This is a genomic window from Devosia sp. MDV22-iso42 (genome assembly GCF_058629155.1).
In genome coordinates this window covers 50,955-66,364 of record NZ_JBZVWR010000011.1, presented here as the reverse complement: position 1 = coordinate 66,364, position 15,410 = coordinate 50,955, and the positions used below count along the sequence as shown (strand labels likewise).

At 64.3% G+C, this 15,410-nt stretch carries 17 protein-coding genes; 11 read left to right on the top strand and 6 right to left on the bottom strand.

The annotated features are described in order from the left end of the window. Positions 1-128 precede the first annotated feature (128 nt). Genes AC4NN3_RS13730 through AC4NN3_RS13715 form a run of 4 tightly spaced genes read left to right on the top strand, consistent with a single transcriptional unit; the run spans position 129 to position 4,934 of the window. Positions 129-1,400 carry a CpaE/TadZ family protein gene (locus AC4NN3_RS13730; protein ID WP_491927652.1) on the top strand — a complete coding sequence of 424 codons (1,272 nt, stop codon included), beginning with the start codon at positions 129-131 and terminating at the stop codon, positions 1,398-1,400. 34 nt (positions 1,401-1,434) lie between these two features. Next, positions 1,435-2,931, top strand: a complete 1,497-nt coding sequence (locus tag AC4NN3_RS13725; protein WP_491927869.1) for a TadA family conjugal transfer-associated ATPase — start codon at positions 1,435-1,437, stop codon at positions 2,929-2,931. Positions 2,932-2,933: 2 nt separating this feature from the next. Continuing rightward, positions 2,934-3,911 (top strand): type II secretion system F family protein, encoded by a 978-nt coding sequence (locus AC4NN3_RS13720; RefSeq protein WP_491927651.1) that lies wholly within the window; start codon positions 2,934-2,936, stop codon positions 3,909-3,911. 18 nt (positions 3,912-3,929) lie between these two features. Then, positions 3,930-4,934, top strand: coding sequence for a type II secretion system F family protein (locus AC4NN3_RS13715; RefSeq protein WP_491927650.1), 1,005 nt, complete (start codon positions 3,930-3,932; stop codon positions 4,932-4,934). Positions 4,935-4,948: 14 nt separating this feature from the next. Here the strand turns inward: AC4NN3_RS13715 and AC4NN3_RS13710 are convergent, their stop codons facing one another. Continuing rightward, on the bottom strand, positions 4,949-5,278 hold the full coding sequence (locus AC4NN3_RS13710) for a RidA family protein (RefSeq protein ID WP_491927868.1): 330 nt from the start codon (positions 5,276-5,278) through the stop codon (positions 4,949-4,951). A gap of 184 nt (positions 5,279-5,462) precedes the next feature. On the opposite strand from AC4NN3_RS13710, the gene AC4NN3_RS13705 reads away from it, so the two are divergent. Then, positions 5,463-6,371, top strand: a complete 909-nt coding sequence (locus tag AC4NN3_RS13705) for a LysR family transcriptional regulator (RefSeq protein ID WP_491927649.1) — start codon at positions 5,463-5,465, stop codon at positions 6,369-6,371. Here AC4NN3_RS13705 and AC4NN3_RS13700 read toward each other — a convergent pair. Beyond that, positions 6,368-7,138, bottom strand: a complete 771-nt coding sequence (locus AC4NN3_RS13700; protein ID WP_491927648.1) for a tetratricopeptide repeat protein — start codon at positions 7,136-7,138, stop codon at positions 6,368-6,370. The two genes, AC4NN3_RS13705 and AC4NN3_RS13700, sit on opposite strands and share 4 nt — an antisense overlap. Positions 7,139-7,415: 277 nt before the next feature. On the opposite strand from AC4NN3_RS13700, the gene AC4NN3_RS13695 reads away from it, so the two are divergent. Next, positions 7,416-8,363, top strand: coding sequence for a bifunctional helix-turn-helix transcriptional regulator/GNAT family N-acetyltransferase (locus AC4NN3_RS13695; protein ID WP_491927647.1), 948 nt, complete (start codon positions 7,416-7,418; stop codon positions 8,361-8,363). Here the strand turns inward: AC4NN3_RS13695 and AC4NN3_RS13690 are convergent. Both AC4NN3_RS13690 and AC4NN3_RS13685 read right to left on the bottom strand, forming a co-directional pair. After that, positions 8,357-9,295, bottom strand: a complete 939-nt coding sequence (locus tag AC4NN3_RS13690; protein WP_491927646.1) for a 2-hydroxyacid dehydrogenase — start codon at positions 9,293-9,295, stop codon at positions 8,357-8,359. The two genes, AC4NN3_RS13695 and AC4NN3_RS13690, sit on opposite strands and share 7 nt — an antisense overlap. A 72-nt stretch (positions 9,296-9,367) precedes the next feature. Then, entirely contained in the window at positions 9,368-10,120 is a 753-nt protein-coding gene (locus tag AC4NN3_RS13685) for a c-type cytochrome (protein WP_491927645.1), read from the bottom strand. Positions 10,121-10,375: 255 nt separating this feature from the next. Between AC4NN3_RS13685 and AC4NN3_RS13680 the strand changes: the two genes are divergently transcribed. Further along, positions 10,376-11,215 carry a prephenate dehydratase gene (locus tag AC4NN3_RS13680; RefSeq protein ID WP_491927644.1) on the top strand — a complete coding sequence of 280 codons (840 nt, stop codon included), beginning with the start codon at positions 10,376-10,378 and terminating at the stop codon, positions 11,213-11,215. Position 11,216: 1 nt separating this feature from the next. On the opposite strand, the gene AC4NN3_RS13675 is transcribed toward AC4NN3_RS13680, so the two are convergent. Further along, complete coding sequence (locus AC4NN3_RS13675) at positions 11,217-11,453, bottom strand: hypothetical protein (RefSeq protein WP_193337032.1); 237 nt, start codon at positions 11,451-11,453, stop codon at positions 11,217-11,219. A gap of 112 nt (positions 11,454-11,565) precedes the next feature. On the opposite strand from AC4NN3_RS13675, the gene dapD reads away from it, so the two are divergent. From dapD to AC4NN3_RS13655, 4 genes are read left to right on the top strand one after another with little or no spacing between them, the layout of a single operon-like run. Beyond that, the gene (gene dapD / locus AC4NN3_RS13670; RefSeq protein ID WP_491927643.1) at positions 11,566-12,408 is read left to right on the top strand and encodes a 2,3,4,5-tetrahydropyridine-2,6-dicarboxylate N-succinyltransferase; all 843 of its coding nucleotides are present in this window, start codon (positions 11,566-11,568) and stop codon (positions 12,406-12,408) included. 1 nt (position 12,409) lies between these two features. After that, entirely contained in the window at positions 12,410-13,558 is a 1,149-nt protein-coding gene (gene dapE / locus AC4NN3_RS13665; RefSeq protein ID WP_491927642.1) for a succinyl-diaminopimelate desuccinylase, read from the top strand. Continuing rightward, positions 13,555-14,088: a hypothetical protein gene (locus tag AC4NN3_RS13660; protein ID WP_491927641.1), complete on the top strand. Its 534-nt coding sequence runs from the start codon at positions 13,555-13,557 to the stop codon at positions 14,086-14,088. The genes dapE and AC4NN3_RS13660 overlap by 4 nt, the downstream gene beginning before the upstream one ends. Positions 14,089-14,103: 15 nt before the next feature. Then, positions 14,104-14,676 carry a hypothetical protein gene (locus AC4NN3_RS13655; protein WP_491927640.1) on the top strand — a complete coding sequence of 191 codons (573 nt, stop codon included), beginning with the start codon at positions 14,104-14,106 and terminating at the stop codon, positions 14,674-14,676. Here AC4NN3_RS13655 and truA read toward each other — a convergent pair. Next, a complete protein-coding gene (gene truA / locus AC4NN3_RS13650; protein ID WP_491927639.1) occupies positions 14,673-15,410 on the bottom strand; it encodes a tRNA pseudouridine(38-40) synthase TruA in 738 nt (245 codons plus the stop codon). The genes AC4NN3_RS13655 and truA overlap by 4 nt on opposite strands.

The following is a 15,410-nucleotide window of genomic DNA, read 5'->3' as shown; positions in this document are numbered from 1 at the left end:
GCGGTGACAGAACCTGTCCACCATGCGCCGGGCGATAACAGATTAGTGCAAGTCGGCCCGTGGACTGTGTCCAAGGGCCACTGGCTTGAGGGGCGGCGTACCGGCCCCGGTCAAGGAGAGTAGGTTTCATGAGTTTTCTCACCCCCGATACCAGGAAGACCGACGAACCGGCGGCCGATATCGCTGCCGGCGCGCGGCTGATTCCCCGCATCACCATCCAGGCCTTTTGCGAGCACTCCCAGACCGCCCAACTGGTCGAGAGCGCCATCCACGACCGCCGCATGTCCAAGGTGGCCCTCACCACCCACAATGGCGGCATTGACGGGGCGATCGAGACCTACAAGTCCAACCCGACCCCCAACCTGATCATCGTCGAGAGCACGCTTCCGCCCGAGCTGATCCCTGCGGCGCTCGAGAGGCTGGCTGAAGTGTGCGACGCCTCGACCCGGGTGGTCCTGCTCGGTCACGTCAATGACGTGCTGCTCTATCGCGAACTGGTACGGTCGGGAATCTCGGAATATATCGTGCTGCCGGCCACGGCCAGCCAGATCGTCTCGGCGATCACCGAGCTGTTCGCCTCCGAAAATGCTGCCCCGATCGGCCGGACCATCGGTTTTGTCTCCGCCAAGGGCGGCGCCGGCGGCTCCACTGTGGCGCACAATGTCACCTGGGCCATTGCCACGGCTTTGCGGCAGGACTGCCTGATCCTGGACATGGACCTGCCCTTCGGCACGGCTGGTCTCAACTTCAACCAGGACCCGCCGCACGGCCTGGCCGATGCCGTCACCGCCAACCAGAAGGTGGACCAGACCATGCTGGATCGCCTGATGAGCAAGGCCGCCAGCCACATCAACCTGCTGACCGCACCGGTGACGCTCGACCACACCTTCGATTTCGAGGAGCGGCAGTTCGAGCAGATCCTCGACATGTGCCAGAACACCATGCCTGTGGTGATCCTCGATATCCCGCACGCCTGGAATGCCTGGATCCGCCACACGCTGGCAACCATCGATGAAGTGGTGATCGTAGCCGAGCCGGACCTCGCCAATCTGCGCAATGCCAAGAACCTGGCGGACACCATCAAGGCCCTGCGGCCCACCGAGACCCCGCCCTCGCTGGTGCTCAACAAGGTGGGTCTGCCACGGCGCCCCGAGATCAATCCCGGCGAATTTGCCGCCTCGGTCGAATGCGAACTGATCGGTCAACTGGCCTTCGATGCGGCCCTGTTCGGCACGGCCGCCAACAATGGCCAGATGATCGCCGAGGTTGCCGCCAACAACAAGCTCAACGACGTCTATCGCGCGATCGGCATGCATGTGACCGGCCGGCAGGCCGCCCATGTCGGGGGCAAGTCATCGAGCCTGATGAAACTGCCTTCGTTCCTCAAGAAGCGGGCCTGACCGCGCTGCGGCAGCCTGAAATGGTGAGATGACTATGTTTGGTAAGCGCACCAGTTTTGGCGGCAACACCCCCGGCGTCGGCGAGATCGCGCGACCGGTGCAAAGCCCGCCACCGCGGGCCGAGGGCTCCGCGCCCCTGGCGCGCCGCGGCAGCGATACCGATGGCATGGCCGCTCGCATTCGCAGCAGTGAAGAGGTCGTCGACGTCCGCGCCCCCGCCGACGCGGCGCGCGACAAGGAATACTTCCACACCAAGTCGGCCATCTTCAACGCCTTGATCGATTCCATCGATCTCAGCCAGCTCGCCACCATGGAGCAGGTGGCAGCGCGCGAGGAAATCCGCGACATCGTCGCCGAAATCATCGCCCTGAAATCCATCATCATGTCGATCTCCGAGCAGGAAGACCTGCTCGAGGACATCTGCAACGACGTGCTGGGCTATGGGCCGCTCGAGCCGCTGCTGGCCCGCGACGACATCGCCGACATCATGGTCAATGGCAGCCAGCGTTGCTACATCGAGGTCAACGGCAAGGTGCGGCTGACCAATGTCCGCTTCCGCGACGACGCCCACCTGATGAATGTCTGCCAGCGCATCGTCAGCCAGGTGGGCCGACGCGTCGATGAAAGCTCGCCCATCTGCGATGCCCGCCTGCCCGACGGCAGCCGCGTCAACGTCATCGCTCCGCCGCTCGCCATTGACGGCGCCGCGCTCACCATCCGCAAGTTCAAGAAGGACAAGCTGACGCTGCAGCAGCTGGTCAAGTACAACTCGATCTCCCCCGAGGGCGCCGAAGTGCTGCGCATCCTGGGCAAGGTGCGCGCCAATGTGCTGATTTCGGGCGGTACCGGCTCGGGCAAGACCACGCTGCTCAACTGCCTCACGGCCTTTATCGAGAAGGACGAACGCGTCATCACCTGCGAGGACTCGGCCGAACTGCAGCTGCAGCAGCCGCATGTGGTGCGTCTCGAAACCCGTCCGCCCAATCTCGAGGGCGAGGGCGAGATCACCATGCGTGATCTGATCAAGAACTGCCTGCGCATGCGGCCCGAACGCATCATCGTCGGCGAAGTGCGTGGTCCCGAGAGCTTCGACCTGCTCCAGGCCATGAATACCGGCCATGACGGCTCCATGGGGACCCTGCACGCCAACAGCCCGCGCGAAGCCCTGGCCCGCCTGGAATCGATGATCACCATGGGCGGCTATAGCCTGCCCAGCCGGACCATACGCGAGATGATCACCTCATCGATCGACGTGGTGGTGCAGGCCGCGCGCCTGCGCGATGGTTCGCGCCGCATCACCCACATCACCGAAGTGCTCGGCATGGAAGGCGACGTGATCGTGACCCAGGATATTTTTCTTTACGATATCATGGGCGAAGACGCCAATGGCATGCTGGTGGGCCGGCATCGCTCCACCGGCATCACCAAGCCCCAGTTCGCCGAGCGCGCGCGCTACTTCAACGAGGAAGCCAACCTGGTCGAAGCGCTCGAAAAGTCCAATGTCGAACAACACGAACTGATGGGCTCCTGACCATGCTCGCCCCCCTCGGCATTGCATTGCTGGCCATGGTCGTCGTCGGGGCACTCGGCTTTGCCCTGGTGCCGTCGGCGCTGGGCGGCGGACGGGCCCAGCAGCGGCTGAAAACCTTCAAGGGCGATATCCAGGTCAACCGGCTCGAAGAAAATGCCGCACGCAACCGCGATCAGCGCCGCAAGGAACTGCAGCAGACCCTCAAGAGCCAGACCGCCGCCCTCAACCAGAAGAAGCGCGTCACGCTCAAGCAACTGCTGTTCCAGGCTGGCATGACCATCAAGCCGGCCGCCTTCGTCCGCAACAGCGTCATTTTCGGGATTGTGGTCTTCCTGCTGCTGATCGTGGTGCAGGTGCCGGTATATTTCGCGCCGGTTTTTGCCGTGGCCGCCGGATATCTGTTGCCGCGCATGTATGTCAGCCGCAAGCGCCGCAAATATCAGGACCGGTTCCTCGACGAACTGCCCAATGCCGTCGAAGCCATCGTCCGCGGCGTCAAGACGGGTCTGCCGCTCAACGATTCCATGCGCGTGGTGGCCAAGGATGCCAAGGAGCCGGTCAAATCCGAATTTGCCCGGGTGCTCGACCAGCAGGCGGTCGGCATGGGCATGACCGATGCGGTGGCAGTGCTGCTCGACCGCGTGCCGCTGCCCGAGGTCAACTTCTTCGTTGTTGTCATCACGGTGCAGCAGCAGGCCGGTGGCAATCTCAGCGAGGCACTGGGCAATCTGGCCAAGGTGCTGCGCAACCGCAAGAAAATGAAACAGAAGATCAAGGCAATGAGTTCGGAGGCCAAGGCCTCGGCCGGCATCATCGGTTCACTGCCCTTTGTGGTGGGCATTCTGGTGAGCCTGACCTCTCCGACCTATCTGGCGCCGCTGTTTGTGACGCCCCTGGGCAATATCTGGCTGGGCATTGGCATCGCCATGCTCTGCGCCGGCATTTTCGTGATGAGCAAGATGGTCAAGTTCGACTACTGATCGGCCAGGAATACCGCAATGATGATCTTTGACCTTCTGGCCCAGCGCGACTTCATGATTGCCGTCCTCGCGGCCATCTCCATGGCGGCCGTGGTGTTCACCTTCGGCTCCAGCTTCATCGTCAAATCCGAGATGAAGGACCGCATCAAACGCGTCGCGCTGGAGCGCGAGAAGATGCGGGCCGAAGAAATGGCCCGGCTGCGGGGCAATGGCGGCGCCGTTGTCGAGGGGCGAGGCATCCGGCGGACGGGTGAAACCAAGACCTATATGAAGAGCGTGGTCGAAAGGCTCGACCTCAAGAAGGCGTTCCAGGATGACGCCACCATCGACAAGCTGGCCATGGCGGGCTTTCGCGGCCAGGGCCATCTGACCACCTTCCTGTTCATGCGCCTCTCCACCCCCATCGCCATCTTCCTGGTGGCGGCCGTCTACCTGCTGGTGCTCGCACCCGCCGACCGCCCGCTCTATCTCAACCTGGCCTATGCGGTCGGCGCCGGTCTGCTGGGCTCCTTCCTGCCCGTGATCATGCTCAAGAACAGCACCGACAAGCGGCAGTTCTCGATCCGCCGCGCCTGGCCCGATTGCCTCGACCTGATGCTGCTCTGCGTGGAATCGGGCATGTCCATGGAACATGCCTTCAAGCGGGTGGGCCGGGAGATCGGCCAGCAGAGCCCTGAACTGGCCGAAGAGCTGGCTTTGACGACCGCCGAACTGGCCTTTCTCGAGGATCGTGGCCGGGCCTATGAAAATCTCGGGCGCCGCACCGGGCTGGATGGCGTCAAGTCGGTCATGACGGCGCTGATCCAGGCCGATCGCTACGGCACCTCGGTCGGCCAGGCGCTGCGAGTCATGGCCGAAGAGGGGCGTGAACAGCGCATGATGGACGCCGAGAAAAAGGCAGCGGCGCTGCCCCCCAAGCTCACCGTGCCACTTATCCTGTTCTTCCTGCCGGTGCTGTTTATCGTCATCATCTCGCCAGCCATGCTCAAGGTCTTTGGCCCGGGCGGCGTCGCCGGCGGCTGAAGCCGGCGCTGCCGTCAGTCCGATACCCGGGCAATCATTTCGATCTCCAGCTGCAGGTCCGGACCTGCCAGCGCCGCGACGCCAATGCCGGTCAGGCTGGGCCGCGCCCCTTCGAGGAGCTCGAGTAACACGGGCATGACCAGCTGCAGGCGCTCGGGCGTGAGATCGACGACATAGACCCGCACCATCACCAGATTTGCGGGCGCCAGGCCGGCGGCGGCTAGCGCAGCGCGGGCATTGTCACGCACTGACATGGCCTGCTCTCCCAGATCGCTGGGAACCGGCCGTCCGCCGGGCTGCCAGGCTACCTGTCCTGAAATAAAGGCTAGGGCACCGGGCTGCATGATGGTGACCTGCGAATGGCCGAAGGCTGACGCATCTGGCAGGGAAGGTGGGTTCAAGTGCGTGATGGGTTGTGCTGTGGTCACAGATATTCTCCTTTGTCTCGTATTGGGATATAGCCATTCAATTGGCGAATGGACGTCGCCATAGAGGAGCGTCAGGCGCCCCAGCGGACCGGAGGTTGCCTTGGCCAATGCCAGTCTCGACGACATCGCCATATTCGTTGCCGTGGCGGATGCGGGCAGCTTTGCCGCAGGCGGCCAGAGCCTCGGCCTCTCGCGCTCGGCGGCGGGCAAGGCGATCGCCCGACTGGAAAGCCGCCTCGGCACCAGGCTGCTGCATCGTACCACGCGGGCGCTGAGCCTGACGATCGAGGGCGAGACTTTCTGCGCGCACTGCCGCGCGATCCTGGCTGCTGTCGATGCTGCAGAGGCAAGCGTAGCCGGGCCCGACGGGGGGGTGCCGCGCGGCGTGCTGCGCGTGACCATGCCTGACGCCTTTGGTCGATTGGTGGTCCTGCCACTGCTCGAGCGCTACCTGGCGGCCTGGCCCGACATCCAGGTGGAGCTCAGTTTCACCGACCGGGTCGACGACCTGCTCGAAGAGGGCTTCGATCTGGCCATTCGCATCGGCGTCACCCATGGTGACAGCAGCCTGATCTCGCGGGTCATTGCCCGCTATCCCGTCATGCTCTGCGCCGCGCCTGCTTATCTCGCCCATCGCGGGGAGCCGCGCGACATTGCCGATCTCGATGGGCATGACTGCCTGCTGTTCAGCAGTCGCCAGCACCGCCAGGGCTGGCACCTGCCCGCCGCTGACGGATCGACAGTTCGCGTAATGGGGCGCAGCCGGCTGCGGCTCGATAGTGGCGACGCCATCCGCCGCGCCGCCATTGCCGGGCTCGGTATCGCCTATCTGCCGCATTTTCTCATTGCCGACGACCTGGCATCGGGCCGCGTGCAGCCGCTGCTGGCAGAACGTGTCGCGGCGCAGGTCGATATTGTTGTGCTTTATCCCGACAAGCACCTGCTGGAGGCACGAGTCCGCCGTTTCATCGACCTGCTGGTCGAGGGCATCGCCGCGGCAGGACCCTAGCTCTTGGCGATGGCGTCCCAACGGTTCTGCTGGGTGAGCAGGGCGCGCACATAGGTCATGTTGTTCTCGACCTGATCGGGCGGCAGTTCGGCGGCATAGAGCGCTCGCGATTCATCAAACCGACCCTGGAGCCCGACAATCAGCGCCAGGTTCTGCCGGATCTGGCTGCTGGCGCCGCGCATCTGCACAGCCCGGCGCAAATGCTGTTCGGCGGTGCCCAACTCACTGGTCATGGCATAGCTCAGGCCCATATTGGCCTCGATCGAGGCTTCGCCGGGGGCGATGGTCAGGGCCTGGATGTAAAGCTGGCGCGCTTCGCCATTGCGGCCCATCTGGTCCAGGGTTGCTCCCTTGACCAGCAAGGCATTCCAGTCTGGTGCATCAAGCCGGATCACATTGTCCAGCACCGCCAGCGACTGCTCGAAGCGGCCATCGGCCGTCAGGGCCTTGGCATAGCCCACCGATATGTCGACGTCGCCGGGATGGGCCTGGATGCCCAGTTCGAGCACCGATACCGCCTGGCCGGACTGTCCCGCCGCCCGCAGGGCGGCCGCATAGTGGATGATATTGCCCTTGTCGCGCGGATTGGCCTTGTAGCGGCCGGTCAGCTCACCCAGCGTGGCCTGGCTTTGGCCGGCGGACATGCCGGCATAGTCGGGGGAGGGGGAACTGGTGCGGTTGATGGCACAGCCACCCAGCGCGACAACAGCCATGCCTGCCAGCAGCAGGGTTCGCAGGGGGCGGGTGCGAGGAAGGCGGAACGTCAAGGGCGGCTCCCGGCGCGGTCGAAGCGAGCGAAGTCTTGTCGCCGGCACCGCGTGATCGTCTGTTTCGGGCTCGTGCCCAATCCCCCACAGACATAGATCATTAACCCTAACACCCCGTTAAGGCGGGGCGGCGGCGGGGGCCATAGCCACCTGCAAGTGGAGGGACCGGGCAAAGCGGACAGCCAGGGGGGGGCGGACATCATCCGCACGATCCGTCAATTTAGTTGACGATGACAATCATTTGGTTGACGATATCAACCGTCAGTGAGGGTCGGCCATGTCCGCAAAGTCGCAGGAAGTCACACAGATCCGGGCCTTCAATCGGTTCTACACGCGGGTCATCGGCCTGCTCGGCGAAGGCATGCACGAGAGTATCTTCAGCCTGGCGGAAGCCCGGGTCATCTATGAACTCGGCCGCTGCGGCACCACCATTGCGGCCAGCGAGCTGGCGCGTGATTTGGGCATGGATCCGGGGCAATTGAGCCGACTGGTCAAGCGGCTGGATAGCTACGGCCTCCTGGCCATTACGCAGAGCCCCAGCGACAAGCGCATCAACAATCTGGCCCTGAGCCCGCGGGGAGACGCTGTCTATCAGGGCTTTGACGACGCCAGCAATGCGGCGGTGGACGCCCTGATCGCCCCGCTCGATGCCTTCCAGCGCCGCGACCTAGTCAGTGCCATGGCCCGCATCAAGGCCATGCTGGGCGAGCCCTGCGGCGAGGCGCTGATCCTGCGCCCGCACCGCGTCGGCGACATTGGCTGGCTGATCCACCGTCAGGGCCTGCTCTACCACCTCGAGCAGGGCTGGAACGGCGGGTTCGAAATGCTGATCGCCAAGCTCTATGGAGATTTCGTTGCCGCCCCGGCCACGCCGCCCAAATCGCTATGGATCGCCGAACGGGGCGGCGAGATTGCCGGATCGGTTCACATCGTCCCAGCAGCGGCTACCGAACCCGAGGGCACCGCACAGCTGCGCATGCTCTATGTCGAGCCCGCCTTTCGCGGCCAGGGCGTCGGCAAGGTGCTGGTCGAGCAGGCCGTGCGCTTCGCGCGCGAAGCGGGCTACCGCCGCGTCATCCTGTGGACTCAGGACTGCCTGATCGCAGCCCGCCACATCTACCAGGCGGCCGGCTTCACCCTGCTGCGCGAGGAACCCCATCATTCCTTCGGCGCCGATCTGAACGGGCAGTACTGGGCCCTGTCGCTGGAGACGGCGGCTCAGTAGCCGCGCTGGCGATCGACTACATTGATCAGTGCGTCGCCGGCCTCGTGACGCCTGATGATCTCGCTGAAATAGCGCACGCCGCTCGTCTCGTTACTGATTGCGGCAATATGGGGCGTGATGTAGCAGTTTTCGATGGCCCAGAGCGGGCTATCGGCGGGCAGGGGTTCGGTCTCGAAGACGTCAAGGCTCGCCGCCCCCAGGGTGCCGTCTGCCAGCGCCGCGACGATATCGGCTTCGCGCTGGTGGCCGCCTCGCGCCGCGTTGATGATCACCGGTCCGCCTGCGAGCCGGTCGCGGCGCAGCTTGCCAAAGGTGGCGCTGTTGAGAATGCCGGTGGTTTGCGGCGTCAAGGGCAGCAGGTTCACCAGGATATCGGTGCCCGCGAGGAACTCGTCAAAGGTGTCGTCGCCGGCAAAGCCCACCACCCCCTCGATCGACTTGGGCGTGCGGCTCCAGCTGCGGAGTGCAAAGCCCAGCGGCAGCAGCCGTCGGACGGCATCCTGACCCAGCACGCCCATGCCCATAATCCCCACCGTGGTTTCCGAGGCGGCCGGCGGATAGAGCTGGCTCCAGCGCCGTGCCTTCTGGTCGGCCTGGAAGCGGGTATAGAGGCGATGATGCATGGTGACATGGGCCACCACATAATCGCTCATGCGCTGGCTGAGATCCGCATCGACGAAGCGAACGATAGGCGCGTCGGGCAGGGAAGGGTGTCTGAGCAGGGCATCGACCCCGGCGCCCAGTGACAGCACCGCGCGTAACCCGGTAAGCCCTTCGAAGGCGTCCGGCTTGGGCTTCCAGACGAAGATGTAGCGGACTGCTGCCGGATCGAAATCATCGCCGCGCCGCACCACGCGATAGGGGGCGAGGGCTGTGCGGAACTGCTCGGCCCAGTTGGCCTCGTCGACATCGCTCAGGTGCAGCAGCAGCATGGATGGTCTCCTAAAGCAGAAAGCCGCGCCGTTGACCGGGCGCGGCTCTCGAAATTCTTCCGATTGACCGAACTATTGCGCGGTTGTGGTCGGCGTTCCCTGAACCGGGGTTTCCGTCGGCGCGGTGGTCGGCGTTTCGATCACCGATTCGGGCGACACGACAGGCGCATCCGCAGGTGCAGCGGCCGGCGCTTCAGTGGCACTGGCGGGCGACTCGGCCGGCGAGACCGCGGCATCTTCCGCCGGCGATGCCGGTTCTGCTGCCGGAACTGCCTCGGCGGCCGGGAACGGCACGGGCGTGGCGCTCAGCGACTGCAGATAGGCCAGGATGTCGGCGCGCTCTTCAGCAGTGCGGATACCGGCAAAGGCCATCTTGGTGCCGGGCGCATAGTCGCTAGGCTTGGCCAGGAAGGCATTGAGATTTTCGTAGCTCCACACATCACCAGCGGCATTGTGGGCCAGCAGCGCGTCGGAATAGGCAAAACCCTCGACGCTGGCTTCGGGACGACCGACCACGTCATACAGGTGCGGACCCTGCTTGTTGGGTTCACCCTCGCCGAAGTTGTGGCAGGACTGGCATTTGCGGACGGCGGCGGCGCCGCGGGTCGCATCGGCGCTGGCCAGCAGTACCCCAAGCGGTACTTCCGGAGCGGCTTCTTCGGCTGGCGCCCCGCCCGCCACCAGTTCTGGTTCGGGCAGGGCATAGCCTGGCCCGTTGTCCTCGATGGGGTGGTAGACGGCTTCAGCGACAAAGCCCGCGCCCATCACGAACAGCAACGTGCCCAGAACGGCGCCCATAATCTTGTTTAGCTCAAACGAATCCATTTGGTCTCTCTGCCAGTCCATCCCCTGCGGACGATGCTCGCACCCGGCTCAACATTCGGAAACCCAAAAGGAATCCGCCTCAACGGAGGGATACGATGCGGGCGGAAGATAGTCTGATGCCCGGCAAGGCGCAACCATGCAAACCCCTGCTGCGACAATTCCCCACCGCAACCGCGCTGCGGCTGCGCCCCCGGCCCGAATTGACTCCGCTTCTCCCCGGGTTCAAAAGCCTCCTCGCCGACCAGAACTGGACCCATGCCGATGACCATCAAGATCGCCTTTCAGGGGGAGCCTGGCGCTTTCAGCCACGCTGCCGCCAGCAATTTCTTCCCCGGGCAGGATGTCATCGGCTGCGTCACCTTTGAAGAAACCCTCATCGCCGTGCAGTCCGGTCGGGCCGATTTTGCCGTCGTTCCGGTGGAAAATTCGCTCTATGGCCGCATCACCGACATTCATCATCTGCTGCCTGAAAGCGGCCTGTTCATCATCGGCGAGACCTTCCTGCGCGTCGAGATGACCCTGCTCGGCGTGCCCGGATCGACACTTGCCGATATCAAGGCGGTGCAGTCGCTTTCGGTCGCGCTGGGGCAGTGCCGCAGGTTCATCACCGAACACGGCCTGCGCACCATCAATGCCGTCGACACCGCCGGCTCGGCTCGTGAAGTGGCCGAAAAGGCCGACAGATCGGTGGCCGCCATTGCCTCGCGCTTTGCCGGCGAAATCTATGGCCTGGATGTGCTCGCCTCCAATATCGAGGATGCCGACCACAACACCACCCGCTTCCTGGTGCTGTCGCGCGACGAAAAGCGCGCGCCCCAGGGCGGCAAGGTCAAGACCACCTTCGTCTTCCGCGTCCGCAACGTGCCGGCGGCGCTCTACAAGGCCATGGGCGGCTTTGCCACCAATGGCATCAACATGACCAAGCTCGAAAGCTATATGGTGGGCGGCAATTTCACCGCCACCCAGTTCTATGCCGATATCGAGGGTCATCCCGCCGATCCCGGCGTCGTGCACGCCTTCGAGGAACTCGGTTTCTTCACCGATTATTTCCGCATCCTGGGCGTCTATCCCGCTGCTGCGGCGGCCGACGAATAGCTCAGCCGTCCATCAGGCCGGGGGGCAGGGTGCCGATGCGCAGGATGACCCGCGGCTCGTCATAGGCATCGGTCTCGACATCGACTTCCTGTGAAAATACCAGCACACCGGCGCGCATCGGTGCCAGGCGTTCGGCCGTGGCGATGGCCTTTTCTTCGCTCTTGGCCTGTTGCACCGGGTCGGCAATCAGCTTCTTGCCGTTCTGCTTAAAGGCTTGCACGAGATACATCGTCGCCATGGCGCTCTCCAGAGTTCGCGCCGGGCCTAGCACCTCGTCAGCCAAATCCCTAGGCAATTGACACCCCTAGCTGTCCCGCTATGGTCCGCCCGGATATTCTGAGGAACCTGCCATGTCGTTTGCCGATCTCACCAAGACCATTGATGACGCCTTCGAGGCCCGCGCCACGATCGGCTTCGACACCAAAGGTCCCGTGCGCGAAGCCGTGGTCGAAGCGCTCGACCTGCTCGATACCGGCAAGGCCCGGGTCGCCGAAAAGATCGACGGCGCCTGGCAGGTCAACCAGTGGCTCAAGAAGGCCGTGCTGCTCAACTTCCGGCTCAATGACAACCAGCTCATCGAAGGCGCGCCCGGCGGCTCGCACTACTGGGACAAGGTGCCCACCAAGTTCGAGGGCTGGGGCGAGGCCGAGTTCCGCCAGGCCGGCTTCCGTGCCGTGCCGGGCGCCGTGGTGCGCCGGCCGGCCTTCATCGCCAAGTCGGTCGTGCTGATGCCCAGCTTCGTCAATGTCGGCGCCTATGTCGGCGAGGGCACCATGATCGATACCTGGGTCACCGTTGGCTCCTGCGCCCAGATCGGCAAGAACGTGCATATCTCGGGCGGCGTCGGCATTGGCGGCGTGCTCGAGCCGCTGCAGGCCGGCCCCGTGATCATCGAGGACAACTGCTTTATCGGCGCGCGCTCCGAGGTCGTCGAAGGCGTGGTGGTGGGCGAGGGCTCGGTGATCTCCATGGGCGTGTTCATCGGCGCCTCCACCAAGATCGTCGATCGCGCCACCGGCGAGATCCACATCGGCAAGGTGCCGCCCTATTCGGTCGTGGTTTCGGGCAGCCTGCCCGGCAAGCCGATGCCCGGCCATAACTGGGGCCCCTCGCTCTACTGTGCCGTGATCGTCAAGACCGTCGATGCGCAGACGCGCTCCAAGACAGGCATCAACGAATTGCTGCGCGATTGACATGAGCCTGGACCCGCTCGACCTGCTCAAGGCGCTGATCGCCTGTCCCTCGGTGACGCCAGCCGAGGCCGGCGCGCTCGATCTGCTCGAGACGACATTGACCGGTATCGGCTTTGCCGTCACCCGGTTGCGCTTTGAGGGCAATGGCTCCTATCCGGTCGACAACCTCTTTGCCATTCGGGGTAATAACGGCCGGCGCCTGCTGTTTGCCGGCCATACCGATGTGGTGCCGCCCGGCGATCTTGACAACTGGACCGCCAATCCCTTCACCCCTCGTCAGGCCGACGGCAAGCTCTATGGCCGCGGCGCCGCTGACATGAAATCGGGCATTGCCGCCTTTGTCGCCGCCGCCGCCGCCATTCCTGCCGAGGCGGGAACCATCATGCTGGCCATTACCAATGATGAGGAGGCCGACGCCATCAACGGCACCGCCAAGCTGATGGAATGGGCAAAGCAGCAGCGGCACCATTTCGATTTCGCCCTGGTCGGGGAGCCGAGCTCGGCCGCCAGTCTGGGCGACAGCATCAAGATCGGCCGCCGCGGCTCGCTCTCGGGCACCATTACCGTTGCCGGCAGCCAGGGCCATGTCGCCTATCCCGACAAGGCCAACAATCCCCTGCCGGCGCTGGCCCGCGTGGTCACCGCGCTCGATGCCAGTATCGACGACGGCACCGAACACTTCCCGGCCAGCAATCTCGAAGTAACCTCCATCGACGTCGGCAATGGGATTTCCAATGTCATCCCGGCTGTCGGCACCATCCGGTTCAACATCCGCTATAATGACCGGTGGACGCCACAAACCCTGATGGACTGGGTCCGTAGCCGTATCGCCAGCGTTGATGCCGCCGGTACCACCATTACCTTGCAACGGGCAGGCGAGCCGTCGCTGTCGTTTTTGTCGCCGCTCAGTGCCGATGTGGAGACTCTGACAGCCACCATTGCAGAAGTGACCGGCCAGCGCCCGACCCTGTCGACCGGCGGCGGCACCTCGGATGCCCGCTTCATCGCCCAGTATGGCCCGGTGGTCGAATGTGGCCTGGTCGGCCCGTCCATGCACAAGGCCGACGAGCACATCGCCATCAGCGACCTGACCGGACTGACCGACATCTACCGCGCTTTCATGCTGGCCTTCTTCGGCAGGCCGGCATGAAGCTCTGGACCGTGTTCAACCGCGCCATTGTCGGCTGGCAGATGATCGTGCGCGGCGAACCGGGCTGGCGCAGCCAGTTCACCCTCACTGCCGCGGGCCTGACTACTGCCTTGTTCATCTACGCCTTCCTGGCTTTTCTGGCTGTTGCCGTCGCTGCCATGAGCATCGGCATGCTGGGCGGCTTCGCCGTGCTGGCCGCCATGGTGGTGCTGGCCGTGCCGGTCATTGCACTGGTGCTGTCGCTGCTGGTCACGCGCAACTTCCTCGGCAACCACGCCCCGCTGCTGCCCGTCCTCGTCCCGGGTGTCTATGCCCTCACCGGCTTCCTGCTGTTCGAAGGTCTGCTGGCCATGATCGGCGGCCCCATTGTCATGCTGGCCTGGATCGGAGCCGGCTACCTGCTGTACCGCCTGACCCGTCACGCACTTGACTGGAGCCGCGGCATAGCCGCCGGCTTCGCGGTTTTGACGGTCCTTCTCCTTGTGGCGATGCGCCTTGCGCTCTACATGGTTTCCACAGCCTCCCTCTGACCGATCGAGACCGCTTTGGCCCAGTCGACCCCAACCTTCCTCGATGAGTTCTTTGCTGCCGCCCAGGGCGCCGTTGCCCTGCTGACCGGCGATCGCAAGGCACCGACCTATTTTGACTTCAGCCAGCGCGGGCTGGTGGGCAGCTTCATCGCCTTCGTGCTGGCCGGCGCCATTTCCGCTTTCGGGCCGCGTCTGCTGGGCTTGTCGGCCGAGGGCGGCGCTGCTTCCACGGGGTTGCTGATGAGCGCCGTGCTCTATGCGCTGCAGACCGGCGCCGGCTGGCTGGTGCTGCGCCAGTTTGCCCGTCTCGACGGCTTCGTGCCCTATCTGGTGGCCTTCAACTGGATCAATCTCTTCGCATCGCTGATTCTGATGATCCTGCTCCTGGTGGGCGCCGGGCAGCTGTCCACCCTTGTCGTGGGCGTGGCCGCGCTTGTCATCGAGATCAACATCGCTCGTCTGATCGTGACGCTGGCTCCGCTCCAGATCGTGGTGTTCATCGTTGCCAAGCTGGTGATCCAGGCCGTCGTCATGGGGCTGATCATTGCGATCGTCGCACCTGGCATCTTCATGCCGCCTGTCGCCTAGTAATCGACCCGCATCAGATAGAGCCCGTCCGAGGGCGCCATGGCCCGACAATGGCTGCGATCCCTGGCGTCCAGCGCCGCCCGGAAGTCGGCAGGCGTCCATTTGCCTTCGCCCACCAGCTTGAGACAGCCCACCATCGAGCGCACCTGATGGTGCAGGAAGCTGCGGGCACTGGCACTGACCAGGATGCGATCGCCCTCCCGCCTTACATCCAGCACATCCAGCGTCCGCAGCGGCGACTTGGCCTGGCACTCCGAGGAGCGGAAGGTGGTAAAGTCATGCAGCCCCAGGATCATCCCGGCCGCCCGGCCCATGATGTCGGCATCGAGCGGCTTGGCCACATGCCAGATATGGTTGCGCTCCAGCACCGGCGGGGCGCGCCGGTTGAGGATGCGGTATTCGTAGTGGCGGGCCGTGGCGGAGAAGCGGGCTTCAAAGCTCTCGTCTACGGCTTCGACCGCAATCACCCCGACCGTATTGGGCCGCAGGTGAAAGTTTAGCGCCTCGCGGATGCGCAATGGCTCCCAGGGCTTGCTAAGATTGACATGGGCTACTTGGCCCAGCGCATGCACACCGGCATCGGTGCGGCCGGCCGCCTGCAGCGTCACGCTCTCGCCGGACATCCGCCAGATCGCTTCCTCGAGTGCCTGCTGCACGCTCGGATGGGTCTTCTGCCGCTGCCAGCCGGCAAACGGGGTCCCGTCATATTCGATTGTAAGCTTGTAGCGCGGCAT